Raw genomic sequence first — 19,225 nt, forward strand, 5'->3', positions numbered from 1 at the left:
GTCGCCTTTTTGGTATTGCCGAACTTGTTCCCCAAACAGGGAGCGATCAGTCGATGAGCAGCAACAGCGATCAGCGCAGTTGCGGGGTATGGGTCAACACCCCCTGATTCTGGGCGCGATGGCGCAGCAGATGATCCATCAACACCAGCGCCAGCATGGCTTCGGCGATGGGCACGGCGCGGATGCCGACACAAGGATCGTGACGACCCTTGGTGACCATCTCGATAGCCTCGCCTTCGGTATTGATGGTCTTGCCCGGCACAGTGATGCTGGAAGTCGGTTTGAGCGCCATGCTCACCACGATATCCTGACCCGACGAAATCCCACCCAGAATGCCGCCCGCATGGTTGCTGGCAAAGCCCGCCGGGGTCATCTCGTCGCGATGCTCGGAGCCTTTTTGCTCCACTACCGCAAAGCCGTCACCGATCTCCACCCCTTTCACCGCATTGATGCCCATCATGGCATGGGCGATATCGGCGTCTAGGCGATCAAACACCGGCTCACCCAGGCCCACCGGCACATTGCGCGCAATGACCTGCACCTTGGCACCGATACTGTTGCCCTCTTTTTTCAGGTCGCGCATGTATTGATCCAGTTCTTCCAGCTTGCCCGCATCGGGGAAGAAGAAGGGATTCTGCTCGATCTGCGCCGCGTCAAACGCCTCAGCCTTGATGGGGCCGAGCTGGGAGAGAAAACCGGTGATCTCGATGCCATGCACCTGTTTGAGGTACTTCTTGGCGATCGCCCCCGCCGCTACCCGCATCGCGGTCTCGCGGGCCGAGGAGCGACCACCGCCGCGATAGTCCCGCTGACCATACTTTTGGTGGTAGGTGTAGTCAGCGTGACCCGGCCGGAACAGATCCTTGATGTCGGAGTAATCCTTGGAGCGCTGATCAGTATTCTCGATGAGCAGCCCGATGGAGGTGCCGGTGGTCTTGCCCTCGAACACTCCGGAGAGGATCTTCACCTCGTCCGGCTCGCGGCGCGGTGTGGTGTAGCGGGAAGTGCCCGGCTTGCGCCGATCCAGATCTCCCTGCAGATCCGCCTCGCTTATCTCCAGCCCCGGCGGGCAACCATCGACCACGGCGCCCAGCGCCAGACCGTGACTCTCGCCAAAGGTGGTGACCCGAAAAAGTTGACCAAAACTGTTCCCTGCCATGCGCGCTCCTGCTTAGTTCTTGTAGATGGCGAAATGATCCTGATACTGCACCAGCTCTTCACGGGTCATCACAAAGACGCCGTGACCGCCGTTTTCGAATTCAACCCAGGTAAAGGGGATCTCGGGGAACTGGGCTTCCAGATGGATCATGCTGTTGCCCACTTCGACCACCAGCACGCCGTTATCCTTGAGGAAATCGGCCGCATGGGCCAGCAGACGCTTGGTCAACTTGAGACCATCGGAGCCGGACGCCAGCGCCAGCTCGGGCTCGTGACGGAACTCGTCCGGCAGATCCGACATATCTTCGGAGTCCACATAGGGCGGATTGGAGACGATGAGATCGTACTTGTCGCCCGCCGGCAGATCGCGGAACAGATCGGAGCGGATCGGAATGACCTGCTGCTCCAGCCCGTGATCGTTAATATTGCGCTCGGCCACGTTCAGCGCATCGATGCTGATGTCGATGGCATCGACTTCCGCTTCCGGGAACTCGTGGGCCATGATGATGGCGATGCAACCTGAGCCGGTGCACAGATCCATGATCCGGGTCGGTTCATGTTTGAGGAAGGGCGCGAAACGGTTGGCGACCATCTCGGCAATGGGGGAACGGGGGATGAGCACCCGCTCGTCCACGTAGAACTCCCAACCGGCATACCAGGCCTTGTTGGTCAGGTAGGCGGCCGGTACCCGCTCCTGTACGCGGCGGATAATCAGCTCGGCGATACGGTGACGCTCACTGCTGGTGAGACGGGAGTGGCGCATGGCCGGGTCTACATCCGGTGGCAGATGTAACGCGGGCAGTACCAGCTGCACAGCTTCATCCCAGGCGTTGTCGGTTCCATGACCGTAAAAAATCCCGGCGTCGTTGAAACGACTCATGGCCCAACGCAACATGTCCTGGATGGTGTGCATCTCGGCAACCACCTCATCGATAAATATCTTGTCCAAATCCACCTCCAAGTCGAGTAATATCCGGCCCGAGCCCCGTTTACGTTGCGGGCAAGACGCATACCTAATACATGAGCATCTGATGAAAAAAACGCCCTCACCGACAGACGAGGAAAACCTGCTGTTCCGCGATGCGATAAAAGGTACCCGGAAAATCAAGCAAGATACCATAAGGGCCGAGTTACGCCCGGTCAAGCAGAAACGCGAATTGCGCGAAACCCGCGAAAAGCTTGGGGTTGACCACTATTTCAGCGATGAGTATCAGCCCCATCTCGACGATGATGGGCCGACCCGTTACGTGCGGGAAGATGTGTCAAAATTTGAGCTGAAAAAGCTCAAGCGGGGCATTTATCCGCCGGAGATCTACCTGGATCTGCACGGCATGAACCAGCAGCAGGCAAAACAGGAGCTGGCGGCCCTGCTCACCCTCTGCCAAAAAGAGAACATTCACGTCGCCTCGGTGATGCACGGCATCGGCAAACATATTCTCAAACAGCGCATTCCCAGCTGGCTGGCCCAGCACCCCAATGTGCGCGCCTTCCATCAGGCCCCCCGCGAATGGGGCGGCGACAGCGCCATTCTGGTGTTGCTGGATATCGAAGAGTAGTTAGCCAAACGACCACACTATACTGAATATCAATATGTTATTCGCCGTGGAGGTCGCATGTTTACACAGGGTTCCCATGCCGACATAAAGTCATCTCTCGACGCCATCGGCGCTGCCGTGGCGGTGTTCAGCCTCGACAAGGATGATCACTTTGTGCTGGTCTCTGCCAACGATACCTTTGCCAAGGCGTTCGAGCTGGATGTCCTTGGCAGCATTGGCAAACAGCTGAGCGAGATGTTTCCCCGCTACATCACCAATACCATCGAGCCGCCAATGCACGAGTGTGTGCGCATGCAGACCGGGCTCGAGAGCGAGCTGCCCATCGACAGCCTCTCGCGCACCAGTTGGTGGCGCTTTATTCTCTCCCCCATCATCCCCGAGCAGGCACGGATCAACCGGATCATCGTGACCGCCATCGATATCACTGCCAAAAAGCAGCTGGAAGAGGCGCTCACCACCAGTCGCCGTCGCTTCGAAGCGGTGGTCAACTCCGCCTATGACGGCATCATCAGTGTCAGCAGCGAGTCACGCATCGAGCTTATCAATACCGCCGCCTGCGAGATGTTCGGCATCGACGAAAGCTATCTCGGCAAGCGGCTGGAAACCCTGCTGCCACAGCGTTTTCGCGCCAATCATGAGACCTATTTCAAAGCCTTCAGCAGCTCCCCCATCAATTCGCGCCCGATGCATGCCCGCGCCTCGGTGATGGGTCTGCGCCGTGACGGCAGCGAATTTCCGCTGGAGGTGACCATCGCCAAGATCAATCTGGGCCCGACCACCGAGATGACCGCCATCTTGCGGGATATCTCGGAGCGAGCCCGACTGGTGGAGGAGTTGAAGGTCGCCGCCACCACGGATCCCCTCACCGGCATTGCCAACCGGCGCCGCTTCAACGAACTGGTCAATGCCGAGATGCAGCGCTGCCAGCGTTTTGGCCATACCATGAGCCTGCTGCTGATCGATATCGACCACTTCAAGGAAGTCAACGATACCTTTGGCCATCAGCAGGGAGATCTGGCGATCCTGAGTCTGGTGAAACGGATCAGCAAACAGCTGCGGGAGGTGGACATGCTGGGTCGCTGGGGTGGCGAAGAGTTTATCGTGCTGCTGCCGGAAACCTCCCTCGAGCTCGCCTGGGCCAGCGCCGAGCGGATCAGGCTCGCCATCGAATCCCAGCACCATGCACTGGAGGGGGCTCTTGAGATCTCCCTCACCATCAGTATCGGGATCAGCGCCAGCAAGGGCAGCCATGACACTGTAGAGAAGATGGTTAGACGGGCCGACACCGCCCTCTATCTGGCCAAGAAACAGGGGCGCAACTGCTGCCGCAAAGAGGAGCCGGAACCGACCTGATGGCGCCCCCCCCTGCCCTCTGGTGACACTGCTAACCTGTGCCTGCAGAGATAACCAACCGCAACGAATACAAAAGACAGCGCTAATCTCTTCGGTAGCGCTTTTTCTCGTCATGCTTTTGGTGCACTTTTCAATCACCACCATCAAGAGGACGGCTAAAGCGCAGTGGGCTACCATCAGCCAGAGAGAGCCTCACCGACAGCATGCCGCCGTTGGGCAATTGCCACTCGAAGAAGTCATCAAATCCGGCAATCGTTACGGCGCGGATCACCTTGGCGACTACACCATGCGCCACCAGCAGTATCCGCTCCCCTTGCATGATCGAAGCAAGTTCCGTGAGTCCCTGCGAGACCCGGGCAATCACCTCATCAATGGTTTCACCACCGGGAGGAGCTTCAGCCCAGCGCCGGGTGATATTGCGCGCCCACAGTTCGGGATAGCGCTCCCTCGCTTCTGCCTGTGTCAGCCCTTCAAACAGGCCGACATCCCGCTCACGAAAGGCAGGCACAAGTTCCACAGGCAATCCCAACTGACGAGACAAGATGGCAGCACTCTCCCTTGTTCGAAGCAGGGGGGACGCCAGCAGCCGATCGAACGGGGCCTGAGTGGCCGCTATCTCGTCAGCCAATCGGGCAATGTGCCTCTGGCCACTCTTTTTAAGCCCGATATCCAGCGCGCCCTGATACCGTCCTTCCGCATTGGCTTGCGTCTCGCCATGGCGGATAACGACCAGCTCCATGTCAACCTCCCTTGTTGGGGCTACCTTGGTTTTACTTCCCTTTACGATAACGGGGATGCTCGTCCTGGATCGACAACCAGGGCAGCTGGCTGTCAGTATGGATGTGATAGGTTGGCGCAATAGCCTCTGGATTATCGAGAGAGGCGATAGCCAACGTGAGATAGTCAGGGTACTGGGTGCTGCGATACGTGAGGGTGGAGCCACACTCGGCGCAAAATCCCCGTCGGATAAAATCTGAAGACGCATACTCGGTCGGTTTGCCGCATAACCACTGCACCTGTTCGGCGTGAAAGTCCATCCAGGCCCCGACCGGTGCCCCCGTGGTGCGCTGGCAATCCCGACAGTGACAAAAATCGGCCGCAAAAGGTGCAGTCAGCATCTCATAACGGATCGCCCCGCAATGACAACCCCCCTTCATCTCGCCCCCTCGTTGCAATGTTGCACAAGCCAAAGAGATTACCAATATAAACCGGCCGTTTACATCTATTTTCTCAAGGGAATAAGCGACAATGTACCGAGATAAAGCTGAGTGATATAGCAAGACCTCACCATTTCAGGTGATAAATGACAGTTTACCAATAGAGAAGATACTCCTCATATTCGCTATGAGATGTTTCATTTTATGGTGGAAAATGAATTCGCAAGTAGCGCACTACACTCATCATAAGACGCTACTTTATGGGGGCTAACGAACCTGAATATAAATTTTATTCTTAACTTTGATTCAACACTATTTCATTTCAGTTTTCAGATAGAAACTCACCTTATCAGTTAGAACATAAGAACCATTGAAAATACAAGATAATATTCAGTAATGCACTGTTGATAATTAACGAGGAGAAGGAGTTATCCGCCCTCTCCTCTTTGGGAGTTAAATTACGCCATCTTATTTGGCAGGAACTACAACCCAGGGGCCGCCTTTGGCGGGATCATCCCCCTGTGTCCACCATTTGGCCTGATAGACGGCACCCTTGTAACTCACCTTGCTGCCCGCGGTGTAGACCTTGGTCGCTTCCCAAGCCGGGTTGCCACCGATGGGGGGGTCACTCGGATCGACCGGCGGCGGGGTCAGTTTGTCTACGACCCGCACTTTCGGCCAGTTGGCGTGGGAGCCGTAGAAGTTGGTCACGCATTTCTGGTAATCGCCTGGCACCAGCGCCGAGTAGGCGGTCTGGAAGCCCACCAGCTCGCACTCGAAGGAGTAGCCGCCTGGGCGATCCGGATAGTATTTCCAGTTGCCATCCCAGTTGGTGTAGAGCACGTCGGTAGCGCCGTTAAGATTGAGGCTGCCATAGGGAGTCTGCTGCCAGCAGGTGTTCTTCTCATCCGCCTTGATCGGGATCTGGTAGTGGTTGGCCAGCCCTTCCCAGTAGCGGATGCGATTGACCGGCTGCCCCTTGTCCTTGTTCTGCTCGCCACACTCGATGCCGCCGTTGATGACGTTGATGGTGGTACCGAAGCCATAGCCGATACCGGCGTCAGCTTCCCGTTTGGAGGGTACCCAGGTACGATCAATCACGTGCAGCATGGCCGGTTTCGGGGCCTGCGGGGTGAGGAAAAACCAGATGGCAGAAGCGAGGTTAAGCCAGGAGTCCGCCACCAGCCCCGGGTTGTTGAGCAGCACGGAGGCATCGCCATCAAACATCGCCTCGGAGAAGGCGCCGTAGTTGAAGTGGTAAGAAAGCTGCTTGGCGCCGCGGCCGAAATACCCCTGACCCGTGCTGCAGGGCCACTTCTTGTTCTGCCAGTCGTTCTGGCCGCAGCCTGTGGTGTAGCCGGTCTGTCCCTCTGACCAGCCCATCTCCCGCACATGCACCAGCGCCTGCTGCCACTCCTCCAACCCCAGCGGGTTATCGGAGACGTTCTCCTTGGCAATATGGCCACCGGTCTCCTGAGAGAAGTGCGCAAAGGCCGTCACAATGGATTTTTTACAGATCGCATCAGAGTCGCGACCGTCGGTATATTCGCCACAGAACGCAGGGAATTTACCGATGGCTCGCAAGAAGCGGACATAAGTATATTCCGGCGCTGCCATCTGGGTTAAATATTCCCATTCAGATTGGGGAAATACCCGTTCAACCCGTTTTACGTTGTCAGGATTGCTTGCCAGACCCGGTTCAATGGCATCAACGATTTTATTTGACCGGGTCGCCAATGCCTTGGCCCATATTGCATACATGGGATTGGCCGTCTTGGCTTTTTCCATGGCTGCCAGATCCGGGGCCGCAATCACATATCCTCCCGCATTTTGCGGATCGGGTTGAATATTCATGGCTGCACTCATTGCGGCATAGCTTGGCAATGCGCAGGCGGCAGCGATCAGCCAGGCACAACGCTTGGGTTTGAACATGTTTATCGTCCTTGTTTGAATTAATGCGTTCCAAGAGTAGGTGTTTCAACAACTAAATTCACGATGAGAATTAAGAAATAAGCAGAATTTGTGAGCCATTTCACCTTGTGATATTCAGTGCAGCTGAAACAAAGAAAGAGAACCCAAACGAAGACGCCGCAGCGTGATCTTTCGCCCATTTTTAGAACAGTCGAGACGGCAAGGTGGCCTGCCATACGGTCATTGTTCGTGATGAAAAAAATGGCTGACAAGCTCAAGCTGTCAGCCATCATCAATGTTCAAGAAAAATGCTCAAAATAGCCGGATGTCAGACACGCACGGCACGGATCAGGATATTGCGCGGGGTCATGGGTTTGGCACAGAACTCCCCCACTTCGACCCGATAGCCCTGCTCTTGCAAAAAGAGCGCGCGATCCAGCGCCAGCCAGATCTCGAGGGGACGGCGAAACAAATGACGCACCAGCTCCATGCGGGCGACATCGCCAAAGCGACGCTCCCCGTGCTCCAACCAGGCGGGGTAGTCGAGCCCGGCGGGCAGCACAATTCCTTTGCGTTCAGCAGCCCAGCCACAGAATGCTTCGAAACTGCCAGTCAGCAGGCTCTTTTGCATATTGGGCACCGGCAGATACTCATCCACCCCGCGCACCTGACGCTGCAGGCAGTCAAACCCGAGCCGCCACACCACTTCCTGCTCGCGCAGGCGGGCGATCCGCGCACCGCCAGTCACCGTCTCCTGTAGCGGCAACTTGAGATCCGCCTTGCTCAACACCAGCTCGCTGGCGCTGGCCGCGGCTGACAGCGGGCGATAGTGGCTGGTACGGATCAGGTGGTAACAACAGGGAGAGATGGTCACGCCGCTGGCACTGCGCTCGGCCACCCGCTCCAGCAGATGGGTGTGCAGCTCGCCGCAGGCATGGAGTGCCATAGCGTGATGTTCGGGTGCGATCAGCACCGCCGACTTGGGGGCAAAGGCATCGGCGCAGGTAAAGGTCATATTGGCGCCATCCCGCTCGGCCAGCAGCCGACCTTCGTTACAAAGCTGCCCTTGCAACTCCAGACTGAGGATAGGAGCCTGTCGATGAAGTGACACCAGCCGCCCAAGATGCCCTTTGCCGGCACACCACTCCAGATAGGGGCCCTGATGGGCCGGCAAACAGGCGGTAAACGACTCGATCTGGGCCTTCTTGCGCCCCGGCATATGCAGCGCCATCTCCTTGCTGCAGGTGATGGGATCCGGGGTAAACGGGACAAGCTGGCTGAGTTGCTGCAGCTCGGCTCCCTCGGCAATCCAGGGGGCAAGCAGACTGCTGAGGGCGCCCATATCTGCATCGAGCTCTGCCAACTGGGTCTGCGTCAACCCATTGAGCAACGCCGCCAGTTCGGGCGCCTCATCGGCAAAGGCCATGGTCAGATGATGATATGGCTGATACTGCCACCAGCGTCGGTAGCGGGTGAGCAGTCGATCCAGGTGTTGAAAACGTTGAGCCAGCACGAATGCCCCTGCCTTGCAGTCAAAAAGGAGGCTCATTCTAGCGATCCCGCTTCAAATTGCACTCTTAATACCAAACGATCAGCGCCGCGCAACAGCACAGCCAACCTTGTGAGCCAGGGCAGACCTGACAAAGTGCGGGGTTTTATGCTATATTCCGCCCCCTCTTTCACGCGCCCCGCCCAACGCGGGTCGCTTTACCACTAGCTATGGGACCAACAACATGACCATCAACGCCATTCTGCAAGCGCGCGCGGGCGCCAAGTGTGAACTGTGCAGCGCCGAGCAGGCGCTGACCGCCTTCGTGGTGCCTCACTCCCCCGCCAGCGACGATGATCACAGCGTTGCTATCTGTGACACCTGCCGTGGTCAGCTGGAACAACCGGATACCCTGGTGGTCAACCACTGGCGTTGCCTGAGCGACAGCATGTGGAGCCAGGTGCCTGCGGTGCAGGTGATGGCATGGCGCCAGCTGAAAGCACTCTCCGGCAAGGGTGAAGTGTGGGCTCAGGATCTGCTGGACATGATGTACATGGAAGACGAAGCCAAGGCCTGGGCTGAAGCTGGTATTGCTGACGAAGATGACGACAGCGTACCGACCGTTGACTCCAACGGCGCCGTGCTGCAAGAGGGCGACTCCGTTACCCTGATCAAGGATCTGGACGTGAAAGGCGCCGGTTTCACCGCCAAGCGCGGCACTCTGGTCAAGGGCATCCGTCTGACCAACAACCCGCTCCATATCGAAGGCAAGGTCAACGGCGTGCAGATCGTACTGGTGGCCGCCTACCTGAAAAAGGCCTAAGCCAAGGGCGATTGCTCTGCTGTCTACTGCCAGAGCACAAGCTGTCTAGTCCTGAAATAGGTTTACACATTTTCAACTAGCATTTCTCTACTCAGAACCCCCTATGTACCGCATCGGGGGTTCTGTATTTCAACGCATGATGCGGCCGCTCCGCGTTGTAAATATCCACTGCTTCACGCACCATTTCCCGCGCTTGCGTTAAATCTTGCGGGCTTTGCAACAATAACTCTCCTTTCAAAATCCCGTTCACCCGCTCCGCCAACGCATTCTGGTAACAGTCATACCCATCCGTCATCGAGCATTTCACCCCGTACCGTTCATGTAGTGACTGATACAGCCCAGAACAATACTGCACGCCGCGGTCCGAGTGATGGATGAGTTCACCGCTGCCACGTCGTTGCTTCAGTGCTTTCTTGAACGCCATCGCCACCGATTCGGCATGCATTCCTTCGTGCACGTGATGGCCCACTATCTTGCGTGAGTAGGCATCCGTCACCAGGCTCAGGTACAGTGGCCCGCTCCTGGCTGGCAGATAGGTGATATCTGCGACCCAGACCTGCTCCGGGGCCACCGGCGTAACCTGCTCTGGTCCCGCCTTGAGCAAGTTGGGATGACGGTAGAAACGGTGAAAACTGTGGGTAGTCTTGTGATACGCCCGTCTGGGCTGCACCAGCAGGCGGTGCTCGGCCAATATCTGAAACAGCCTGTCACGCCCTACCTTGAGCCCGCCATCATCCTGACCCTGCAGCAGATAATGCAGCTTGCGCGTGCCCACCCGAGGTTGTCGCAGTCGAACCTGACGCACAAAGCGCACCACCTGCAATCCCTGGGCATGGCGCTCGTCGGCGACACGATTGCGCTTGTAGTAAGCCTGCCGGCTTATCCCCAGAAACAGGCAAGCCCTGACAATGGTCAGCCTCTCGACTTGCCGCTGCGAGAGGGCTTGCCGGGTCGCTTTTTTACGATAGAGACGCCGTAGTCATTCTTCAGTACATCGACGACGGCCTCAAAGAACTGGGCCTTCTGGCTCATCAGCGCCAGCTGCTGCTCGAGTTCCTTGATGCGCTGTTCGGGCGTCTGGTTGTCGGGGTCAGGCATGGTGATGCTCCTGCCGGTGCGCACAGAAGCCCCCTGGCTCCAATCTTGCCGACCATGTTTACGCAACCATACCAGAACGGTGGAGCGGCCCTGAATGCCATAACGCACCTGAGCCTGTTTGTAGGTGAGCTCGCCTTTTTCAATCTGCTCGACCAGTGCCAGTTTAAAAGTCAGCGAGTAATCGCGCTGTGTCCGTTTCACACCTTGTCCCATCGGGTTCTCCATTTATTGGGGGGAAAGGTGTAAACCATATTCAGGACGGGACAAGCACAACAAAAAGGATGGCGTCACGCCATCCTTTTTTATACCTGCTTGCCGCAAACGGCCAACTTGAGCCCATAACAGGCCAGCCAAAGCAAAAAGGCGCATCCGGATGGACGCGCCTTCTTTACAGGGCCGATACCGTTAACCGGCAGCGAAAACGGTCACTCAGGAGGAGAGCTTGCCGTCCAGCTCGGCAATCTTGGCCGACCAGTAGGCCGGGCCGGTTTCGTGGATATTGTTGCCTTCGGAATCGACCGCTACGGTCACCGGCATATCTTCCACTTCAAACTCGTAGATCGCTTCCATGCCGAGATCGGCAAAGGCCACCACGCGCGCCTTCTTGATAGCCTTGGCCACCAGATAGGCTGCGCCGCCCACGGCCATCAGATAGACGGCCTTGTGCTGCTTGATGCTCTCGACGGTTTTCGGACCACGCTCGGACTTGCCGATCATGCCGATAAGGCCAGTTTCACCCAGCATCATGTCGGTGAACTTGTCCATCCGGGTAGAGGTGGTGGGGCCAGCCGGGCCAACCACTTCGTTACGCACCGCATCGACCGGGCCAACGTAATAGATGAAGCGGTTGGTGAAATCGACCCCTTCCGGCAGCCCTTCGCCATTTTTCAGCATGTCGGCGATGCGCTTGTGGGCAGCGTCGCGACCGGTGAGGATCTTGCCGGAGAGCAGCACGGTATCACCGCTCTTCCAGCTGGCCAGTTCGGCCTTGGTGATGCCATCGACGTTGACGCGGCGCACGTTGCCACCCGCTTCACGGGTGATCTCCGGCCAGTCGCTCAGTTTCGGCGGGGTCAGCTCGGCGGGGCCTGAACCATCCAGCTCGAAGTGAACGTGGCGGGTCGCGGCACAGTTGGGGATCATCACCACCGGCTTGGAGGCGGCATGAGTCGGCGCAGATTTCACCTTCACATCCAGCACGGTAGTGAGGCCGCCCAAACCCTGGGCACCGATACCCAGCTTGTTGACCTTGTCGTAGAGCTCGACCCGCAGCTTCTCTTCAGTGGTTTGCGGGCCACGAGCGATCAGCTCCTGAATGTCAATGTGCTCCATCAGGGCCTCTTTGGCGAGCACCGCCGCTTTCTCGGCGGCGGTCCGCCGATGCCGATGCCCAGCATGCCGGGTGGGCACCAGCCTGCGCCCATGGTCGGCACGGTTTTCAGTACCCACTCGACGATATCGTCAGAGGGGTTGAGCATCACCATCTTGGATTTGTTTTCGGAGCCGCCGCCTTTGGCCGCGATGCTCACTTCCACCTTGTTGCCGGGGATCATGTCGATATGGACCACGGCAGGGGCGTTGTCTTTGGTGTTTTTGCGACTGCCGGCCGGATCGGCCAGCACGGAGGCGCGCAGCGGGTTGTCAGGATTGGTGTAGGCACGACGGGTCCCTTCGTCCACCATCTCCTGCACCGTCATGTCGCTGTCCCACTGGACTTGCATGCCAATCTTGACGAAACAGGTCACGATGCCGGTGTCCTGGCAGAGCGGACGATGACCTTCGGCGGACATGCGGGAGTTGATCAGGATCTGGGCCAGCGCATCTTTGGCGGCCGGGTTGGCCTCACGGTCATACGCCGCTTTGGCAGCCTGAACAAAATCCAACGGGTGGTAATAGGAGATGTACTGGAGGGCATCTGCGATAGAATCGATGAAATCCTGTTTTTTTATAATGCTCATATCATCCTCACTGGTCCTTGTCTCTGCCACGGAGCAGGGCAAGGGCTTCCATATGATGGGCCATGCTGACGTGCTGGCTAAAAACTATCAACCAGCAAAAAACGAACGACACGGCAGTTTTTTCTTAAGTCACCGACACCTATGATACGCTTGCCCACCAGCACCGACTAGGGTTCGGGAACCAAACTGTTGCCTGTGTAACATAAAATGACGCCAACACTTCATATCCATCATCTAGACCATAGTGCTGAACTCCATCAGCTTTTTGCCCGCCTGCAACATCAGCCGTGGGCTATGTTGCTGGAATCGGCGGGACCACTCGGCGCCGATAACAGCTTTGATATCATCACTGCCGATCCGCTGGCGACCCTCGAAACCCGCGGCCAGGTCACCACTCTCACCTGGCATGGTAAGAGCAGCGAACACAGCGAAGATCCCCTCGCTCTGCTGGCCCATACCCAGCAACAGCTGCTGGGGGAGCTGGAACTGTGCGCCACTAACCTGCCCTTTATTGGCGGCGCCCTCGGCCTGTTTGGCTATGATCTGGGCCGTCGCTTCGAGCGACTGCCGATGCAGGCCGCCGCCGATATCGCGCTGCCAGACATGGCAGTGGGCATCTACGACTGGGCGCTGCTGCGCAATGTGGCGACCGGCGACTGGCAGCTGGTGCACTGGGGGGATGAAGCGGGACTGGCCAACCGGCTGACCTGGCTAGAACAGCAGCAGGCCAAACCGGCCCCCGCTTTTGCCTTGCAGGGGACGTGGCAGAGCAATATGAGCCGCGCCGAGTATGGCGAGAAGTTTGCCCGCATTCAGGAATATCTCGCCGCGGGGGATTGCTACCAGATCAACCTGACCCAGCGTTTCAGCGCCCCCTATCAGGGGGATGAGTGGCAGGCCTATTGTCTGCTGGCAACCGCCAACAAGGCACCCTTCTCAGCCTTTATCCGCCTGCCGGAGAGCGCACTGCTGAGCCTCTCCCCCGAGCGGTTCCTGCTGCTCGATGGCCGTCATATCGAAACCAAACCCATCAAAGGCACTCGCCCTCGCCACCCTGATCCGGCCACCGATCGGCAAGTCGCGCGGGAGCTGGCGCAGGCCGACAAGGACAGATCAGAGAATCTGATGATCGTTGATCTGCTGCGCAACGACATCGGTCGGGTCAGCCGGCCGGGCTCGGTCAGCGTGCCTCATCTCTTTGCGGTGGAGTCGTTTCCGGCGGTACATCATCTGGTCTCCACCATCCATGGTGAGCTGGATGAACGCTGGCAAGGAGTCGATCTGCTGCGCGCCTGTTTCCCGGGTGGCTCCATCACCGGCGCCCCCAAGATCCGCGCCATGGAGATCATCGAAGAGCTGGAGCCCCAGCGCCGCAATGCCTATTGCGGCAGCATCGGCTATCTCAGCCAGCATGGCCGGATGGATACCAGCATCTGCATTCGCACTTTGATTGCCGAAGCGGGTCGTCTGCACTGCTGGGCCGGTGGCGGCATCATCGCCGACTCCGACGCCGACAGCGAATATCAGGAGACCTATGACAAGGTCGCCCGCATCCTGCCGCCGCTGTCGGCGCTGTAACCCTCCCCACTGTCTGGCCAACGCACAGGAGAGCTCCCCGCCATGGATCGCCACGAACTGCTGATCCGCTTCCAGTTGCAGCGACCCGCCCCGGCCCATCGCCTCACAATTGGCGGGCTCAGCCCAGCGGCGGTGTTGATCCCGGTGGTGATGCGCGATGAGGGGCTCAGCGTGTTATTGACCCGGCGCAGCCCACGGCTGCGCCATCATGGGGGGCAGATCAGCTTCCCCGGCGGGCGACAGGATCCCGGCGACGAGAACCTGATTGCCACGGCGCTGCGGGAGACCGAAGAGGAGCTCGGCATTCCGGCCCGGCTGATCGAGGTGATCGGCACCCTCAACCCGCTCAATACGGTGTCACGATTCGAGGTGCTGCCGGTGCTGGGGCTGCTCGATGGTAACTATCCCCTCATCCTGAGTCCGGATGAGGTGGATCACGCCTTCGAAGTGCCGCTGACCCATCTGCTGGATCGGCGCAACCACATCCCCCTGACCCTTTCCAGAGGGGGGAAAGCACACACCATCTACTGGATCCCCTGGCAACAGCACTTTATCTGGGGGGCCACCGCCAGCATGATTAACCAGCTAGCCCAGCATCTCGCAAAATAACAATTTACCTACATTTGTCTGAGCGAGATTTAATCATTAACACTAAAATAACGTGCCAATTGATAAACAATAATTGAATTTTTCTTGTTTTGATCACATTTCCATAAGAAAGTGCGGTTTTTCGTGCCGTAAAGATGAATTTGATCAACATTTTTGATTAGAAAAACCGTATCCTTGCGCCGACTTAATAAGAACCACACATTCGGGGTGAGATAGATGTCAAACACAGTCACTGGCACGCAGGGAGTTGCGGCGTCAACAGAGCAAGGGATCCGCTCTACTCAAACCACTCGTTGGGAAAAACGCGACTCTACCTGGGTCATCAGTCTGTTCGGGACCGCAGTTGGCGCGGGGATCCTGTTCCTGCCGATCAACGCGGGTATGGGCGGTTTCTGGCCGCTGGTCGTCATGGCGCTGCTGGTAGGTCCCATGACCTATCTGGCCCACCGTGGCCTGGCCCGCTTCGTGCTCTCCTCCAAAAAGCCAAATGCAGACATCACCGAAGTGGTGGAAGAACACTTTGGCGTGGGTGCTGGTAAATTAATCACCCTGCTCTACTTCTTCGCCATCTACCCCATCGTGCTGATCTACGGCGTGGGCATCACCAACACCGTGGAAAGCTTCATGGTCAACCAGCTGCAGATGAGTGCCCCGCCGCGCTGGATCCTCTCCATCGTGCTGATCATGGGCATGATGTCGGTGATGCTGGCCGGTGAAAAGCTGATGCTGAAAGTGACCGAGCTGCTGGTTTATCCGTTGATCGCCATTCTGGCCGGTATCTCTTTGTACCTGATCCCTGACTGGACCGGTGCTGCGCTGGAGCAAGTGCCCTCTGCCAAGGATTTCGCCACTACCCTGTGGCTGACCATCCCGGTACTGGTTTTCTCCTTCAACCACAGCCCGGCCATCTCCAGCTTCTCCCTGGCCCAGCGCCGCAACCACGGCGATCAGGCTGTCGAGAAAGCCGATGCCATCCTCAAGCGTACCGCCATGGTGCTGCTGGGCTTCGTGATGTTCTTCGTCTTCTCCTGCGTCATGAGCCTGACACCGGCCCAGCTGGCAGAAGCCAAGGCCCAGAACATCGCCGTGCTCTCCTATCTGGCGAACCAGCATGCCAGCCCCATCATCTCCTACTTCGGTCCGTTGGTTGCGTTCGTAGCCATCGTATCCTCCTTCTTCGGCCACTATCTGGGTGCCCGTGAAGGTCTGAAAGGGATGATCGTGCAGAACATGCGCAAGTCCGGCAAAGAGCCGAACGCCAAGAAAGTCGAGATGTTCATTATCGCCTTCTTCATCCTGACCCTGTGGGGCACTGCCATTGCCAACCCTTCCATCCTGGGCATGATTGAATCCTTGGGCGGCCCGATCATCGCTACCATCCTGTTCATCATGCCGATGTACGCCATTAAGCGCGTACCGGCTATGGCGAAATATCAGGGCCATATCAGCAACGTCTTCGTTGCAACCATGGGCATGATCGCCATCTCCGCCATCCTCTATCAGCTGGTCGGTTAATCCCCTACCTGCCGCTGATAGCAAAAAGCCAGCCGAACACTCGGCTGGCTTTTTTTATTGCGTTGTCCCGTCCTGAATAATCTTGCCACTCATCACGCAGTTATTGCAGCCACAGCACCTGAACTCACACAACAACCAAGGAAACAACCCTTATCCGGCAACCACATCATGATGTTTCAGGGCTTCGCACCGAACCTCGACCAACAAAAATGCCAGTCGGGTAAGCGACTGGCATCTCTTGATAAACACGCACTATCTCTGGCTGATTAGAGTGGTTGCGCTTCCAACAGGAACGGCGTGATACCGGTGATTTCCGGAATACCGAGCACCAGGGTGTCTTTCTGACCATTGCTACCCGGTTTCATGGTCAGATATGCAGTGACACTGGCGTTGCGATCGGCAAATTCGCGCATCCTTTTTTCCCAGAGCCCCTCATAAATTTTTCCCTCTTTGATATCAGCAGGCCCTGTCAAGGTATTGAAACTGCATGACCGATTGTTCCAACCAGTCAACGTCAGCTTGTTCAAACCTTGAGTGTTGGCCTCTGTCTCACCGCTTACAGAACACCCTTCTTTAAACAGGATGGTCAGCTTGATCCCCAAACCATTGTTGCTGCGCTCGGTTTTGAAATCTTGAAACAGTGCACTCTCCCCAAGGTTGTACCATGAGTCCGCGTTGATAGGCGCAGTGACCATCGGCTGCAATGCCACTTGGCCGCCCCAATTCTGAATAGTGAGTGCAGAATCGATTTTGGCTTTGACGGGTCGATAATCGAGTACCCAGAGTGACTGGCTGCTTCCCGCCGTATCTGGTACAGACGCCACCTTGACCAACCCATCGACATTGGTATTGGACTTTTGCTCAGCCGAGTCGAAGGTACTGGGTTGGCTTTTGTTCACCAGCAACGACAACGTCAGTGGGTAACCCTCACCTTTATTCAGAGAAGAGAAGCCTTGAGGGAAGGTATAAGTGCTGACTGTGGCACTTCTTTTCTCAGCAATGTTCATCGCCCAACCCGTGCCCTCTGTGGACGCCGGATAGACAAGACCGACCGCACGATAACTGTCGTTGACCGGACGGTTGATTAACTGCCCCTGAGCGTCCATCAGGACGGGGAGATAGACGCCAGCCACCGGCAGCGCCCTCGGTTGCGGCTCCGGTGGCGTGGTACCACCACCACCACTATCTCCGCCACCACCACCGCAACCAACCAAACCTAATGCACCAATAATTGCCCACGAAAGCGTAGTTTTTTTCATTATTTAATCTCGTTTTTTAGCCTGAACCTTATTATTCCGCAGCTATTTTAACGGGGCAGCACCCGCACTGTCTGTCGGCTATTTGTAACCAAACATTTCATCAAAATGAATGTTTTCTTGCGCACTCCTCTCCTCAACACATTTAGGCCCGCTGATATAAAAAGCCCCTCACAGAGAGGGGCTGAATCGAAAAATCGAGCTACCGGCTCACGCCTCGCTGCTGGGCAGCGCGGAAGGTTCCAGCAGGGTTTCATCTTCGGCCATGCAAGCAGCGGCGGTGAACAGCACGTCGGTGGAGCTGTTCAGCGCCGTCTCGGCAGAATCCTGCAGCACGCCGATGATAAAGCCGACTGCTACCACCTGCATGGCGATGTCATTGCTGATGCCAAACAGGCTACAGGCCAGCGGGATCAGCAGCAAGGAGCCGCCCGCCACACCGGAAGCGCCACAGGCACTGATGGTGGCGACCACGGAGAGCAGAATGGCCGTTGCCATGTCCACTTCCATCCCCAGGGTATGTACCGCCGCCATGGCGAGCACAGTGATGGTGATAGCGGCACCCGCCATATTGATGGTGGCACCCAGCGGGATGGAGACCGCGTAGGTATCTTTGGGCAGGCGCAGTTTTTCACACAGCGCCATGTTGACCGGAATGTTGGCGGCAGAGCTGCGGGTAAAGAAGGCGGTCACGCCGCTCTCTTTGAGGCAGGTCAGCACCAGCGGATAGGGGTTGCGCTTGATCTTCCAGAAGACGATCAATGGGTTGACCACAAAGGCGATAAACAGCATGCAGCCGATCAGCACCACCAGCAGTTGAGCATAGCCAAACAGGGCATCGAAGCCGGTCTCTGCCAGAGTGGAGGCAACCAGACCCAGGATCCCGAGCGGAGCACAGCGGATCACCGCTTTCACGATGGCGGATACACCGTGAGACAGGTCAGTGATCAGCGCCTTGGTGCTCTCGTTGGCATGGCGCATGGCGATACCCAGACCGATGGCCCACGCAAGGATCCCGATATAGTTGGCATCCATCAACGCCTTGACCGGGTTGGTCACCACGTTGAACAGCAGGGTCTGCAGTACCTCGGTGATCCCGCCTGGCGGGGTGATCTCGGCAGTATTGGCCACCAGATGGAGGTTGGAGGGGAACAGGAAGCTGGCAATCACCGCGACCACGGCCGCAGAGAAGGTACCAAACAGGTAGAGCGCCAGCAGCGGGCGAATATTGGTCTTCTGACCCTGCTTGTGACCAATGATGGCCGCCATCACCAGTACGAATACCAGCAGCGGAGCTACCGCTTTCAGTGCACCAACGAACAGACTGCCAAGCAGACCTGCCGTTTTCGCCCACTCGGGCGCAAACAGTGCCAGCAAGATACCGAATACCAGACCAACCAGGATCTGGCTGACCAGGCTGGTGCTATTGACCAGCCGAAGGAGGGGGTGTTGTTGTGTCATCAAAAAAGTCCCTAAGCACCGTAGTGCATGAATCATGAGTCCTGTCTGCAACCACTCATCGGGAGACCCCTGTCGCCCGAATGTGGTGTCTGTGGCCAGCCTTCTGTCGGGCCGATCCGCCAGTCACCGGATTGCATGACGGAATATCCCATTCGCCATCTTTTTTTTCCAGAGACTCACCAAAAAATATCCCGTTTCCATCACAAAAAACCGCAACAAAACCTTAACCACAGCGCAACCACCCATTTTTGTACGTTTTATCGACACTCTCTGCCCTCACCCTCACGACCATTCCTGTGTCAT

The 19,225-nt window shown here is 57.3% G+C and carries 15 protein-coding genes and 1 pseudogene; 6 read left to right on the plus strand and 10 right to left on the minus strand.

Annotated elements, in window-relative coordinates; all coding sequences use genetic code 11:
- Positions 1 to 70: 70 nt before the first annotated feature.
- Both aroC and prmB read right to left on the minus strand, forming a co-directional pair.
- Positions 71 to 1,159: a chorismate synthase gene (gene aroC / locus ACTG2O_RS15505; RefSeq protein WP_151285658.1), complete on the minus strand. Its 1,089-nt coding sequence runs from the start codon at positions 1,157 to 1,159 to the stop codon at positions 71 to 73.
- A gap of 12 nt (positions 1,160 to 1,171) precedes the next feature.
- Positions 1,172 to 2,107, minus strand: a complete 936-nt coding sequence (gene prmB / locus ACTG2O_RS15510) for a 50S ribosomal protein L3 N(5)-glutamine methyltransferase (protein ID WP_005345333.1) — start codon at positions 2,105 to 2,107, stop codon at positions 1,172 to 1,174.
- Between the two features lie 82 nt (positions 2,108 to 2,189).
- Between prmB and smrB the strand changes: the two genes are divergently transcribed.
- Both smrB and ACTG2O_RS15520 read left to right on the plus strand, forming a co-directional pair.
- Positions 2,190 to 2,714: an endonuclease SmrB gene (gene smrB / locus ACTG2O_RS15515; protein WP_439976277.1), complete on the plus strand. Its 525-nt coding sequence runs from the start codon at positions 2,190 to 2,192 to the stop codon at positions 2,712 to 2,714.
- 57 nt (positions 2,715 to 2,771) lie between these two features.
- Entirely contained in the window at positions 2,772 to 4,067 is a 1,296-nt protein-coding gene (locus ACTG2O_RS15520) for a sensor domain-containing diguanylate cyclase (protein ID WP_193860291.1), read from the plus strand.
- Between the two features lie 130 nt (positions 4,068 to 4,197).
- Here ACTG2O_RS15520 and ACTG2O_RS15525 read toward each other — a convergent pair whose 3' ends face one another.
- The 4 genes from ACTG2O_RS15525 to ACTG2O_RS15540 all read right to left on the minus strand — a co-directional run bounded on the left by ACTG2O_RS15525 (position 4,198) and on the right by ACTG2O_RS15540 (position 8,684).
- Positions 4,198 to 4,806 (minus strand): histidine phosphatase family protein, encoded by a 609-nt coding sequence (locus ACTG2O_RS15525; RefSeq protein WP_439976278.1) that lies wholly within the window; start codon positions 4,804 to 4,806, stop codon positions 4,198 to 4,200.
- Positions 4,807 to 4,837: 31 nt separating this feature from the next.
- Positions 4,838 to 5,224: a GFA family protein gene (locus tag ACTG2O_RS15530; protein ID WP_042083008.1), complete on the minus strand. Its 387-nt coding sequence runs from the start codon at positions 5,222 to 5,224 to the stop codon at positions 4,838 to 4,840.
- A gap of 468 nt (positions 5,225 to 5,692) precedes the next feature.
- The gene (locus ACTG2O_RS15535) at positions 5,693 to 7,156 is read right to left on the minus strand and encodes a chitinase (RefSeq protein WP_019445124.1); all 1,464 of its coding nucleotides are present in this window, start codon (positions 7,154 to 7,156) and stop codon (positions 5,693 to 5,695) included.
- 307 nt (positions 7,157 to 7,463) lie between these two features.
- Complete coding sequence (locus ACTG2O_RS15540; protein ID WP_439976279.1) at positions 7,464 to 8,684, minus strand: methyltransferase; 1,221 nt, start codon at positions 8,682 to 8,684, stop codon at positions 7,464 to 7,466.
- 184 nt (positions 8,685 to 8,868) lie between these two features.
- On the opposite strand from ACTG2O_RS15540, the gene ACTG2O_RS15545 reads away from it, so the two are divergent.
- The gene (locus ACTG2O_RS15545) at positions 8,869 to 9,447 is read left to right on the plus strand and encodes a PhnA domain-containing protein (RefSeq protein ID WP_005333203.1); all 579 of its coding nucleotides are present in this window, start codon (positions 8,869 to 8,871) and stop codon (positions 9,445 to 9,447) included.
- Positions 9,448 to 9,538: 91 nt separating this feature from the next.
- Here ACTG2O_RS15545 and ACTG2O_RS15550 read toward each other — a convergent pair.
- Together ACTG2O_RS15550 and ACTG2O_RS15555 are read right to left on the minus strand one after the other, a co-directional pair.
- Positions 9,539 to 10,758 (minus strand): IS3 family transposase gene (locus ACTG2O_RS15550; protein ID WP_439975186.1). Its coding sequence is split into 2 segments (ribosomal slippage): positions 9,539 to 10,410 and positions 10,410 to 10,758, totalling 1,221 coding nucleotides; the frame shifts between segments, so codons are not numbered across the junction.
- A gap of 216 nt (positions 10,759 to 10,974) precedes the next feature.
- Positions 10,975 to 12,503: pseudogene (locus tag ACTG2O_RS15555) on the minus strand (fumarate hydratase).
- A gap of 294 nt (positions 12,504 to 12,797) precedes the next feature.
- Here ACTG2O_RS15555 and pabB point away from each other — a divergent pair.
- From pabB to ACTG2O_RS15570, 3 genes are all read left to right on the plus strand, one after another.
- Positions 12,798 to 14,081: an aminodeoxychorismate synthase component I gene (gene pabB / locus ACTG2O_RS15560; RefSeq protein ID WP_439976280.1), complete on the plus strand. Its 1,284-nt coding sequence runs from the start codon at positions 12,798 to 12,800 to the stop codon at positions 14,079 to 14,081.
- A 42-nt stretch (positions 14,082 to 14,123) separates the two neighbouring features.
- The gene (locus ACTG2O_RS15565) at positions 14,124 to 14,690 is read left to right on the plus strand and encodes a CoA pyrophosphatase (protein WP_439976281.1); all 567 of its coding nucleotides are present in this window, start codon (positions 14,124 to 14,126) and stop codon (positions 14,688 to 14,690) included.
- Positions 14,691 to 14,906: 216 nt separating this feature from the next.
- Positions 14,907 to 16,205, plus strand: coding sequence for a serine/threonine transporter (locus ACTG2O_RS15570; RefSeq protein WP_439976282.1), 1,299 nt, complete (start codon positions 14,907 to 14,909; stop codon positions 16,203 to 16,205).
- A gap of 266 nt (positions 16,206 to 16,471) precedes the next feature.
- On the opposite strand, the gene ACTG2O_RS15575 is transcribed toward ACTG2O_RS15570, so the two are convergent.
- Positions 16,472 to 17,464 carry a hypothetical protein gene (locus ACTG2O_RS15575; protein ID WP_021230165.1) on the minus strand — a complete coding sequence of 331 codons (993 nt, stop codon included), beginning with the start codon at positions 17,462 to 17,464 and terminating at the stop codon, positions 16,472 to 16,474.
- Positions 17,465 to 17,671: 207 nt separating this feature from the next.
- Positions 17,672 to 18,922 carry a serine/threonine transporter SstT gene (gene sstT / locus ACTG2O_RS15580; RefSeq protein ID WP_005351744.1) on the minus strand — a complete coding sequence of 417 codons (1,251 nt, stop codon included), beginning with the start codon at positions 18,920 to 18,922 and terminating at the stop codon, positions 17,672 to 17,674.
- Between the last annotated feature and the right edge of the window lie 303 nt (positions 18,923 to 19,225).

The organism is Aeromonas sp. 61P, assembly GCF_051919545.1.
In the GTDB taxonomy this organism is placed as follows: domain Bacteria; phylum Pseudomonadota; class Gammaproteobacteria; order Enterobacterales; family Aeromonadaceae; genus Aeromonas; species Aeromonas veronii.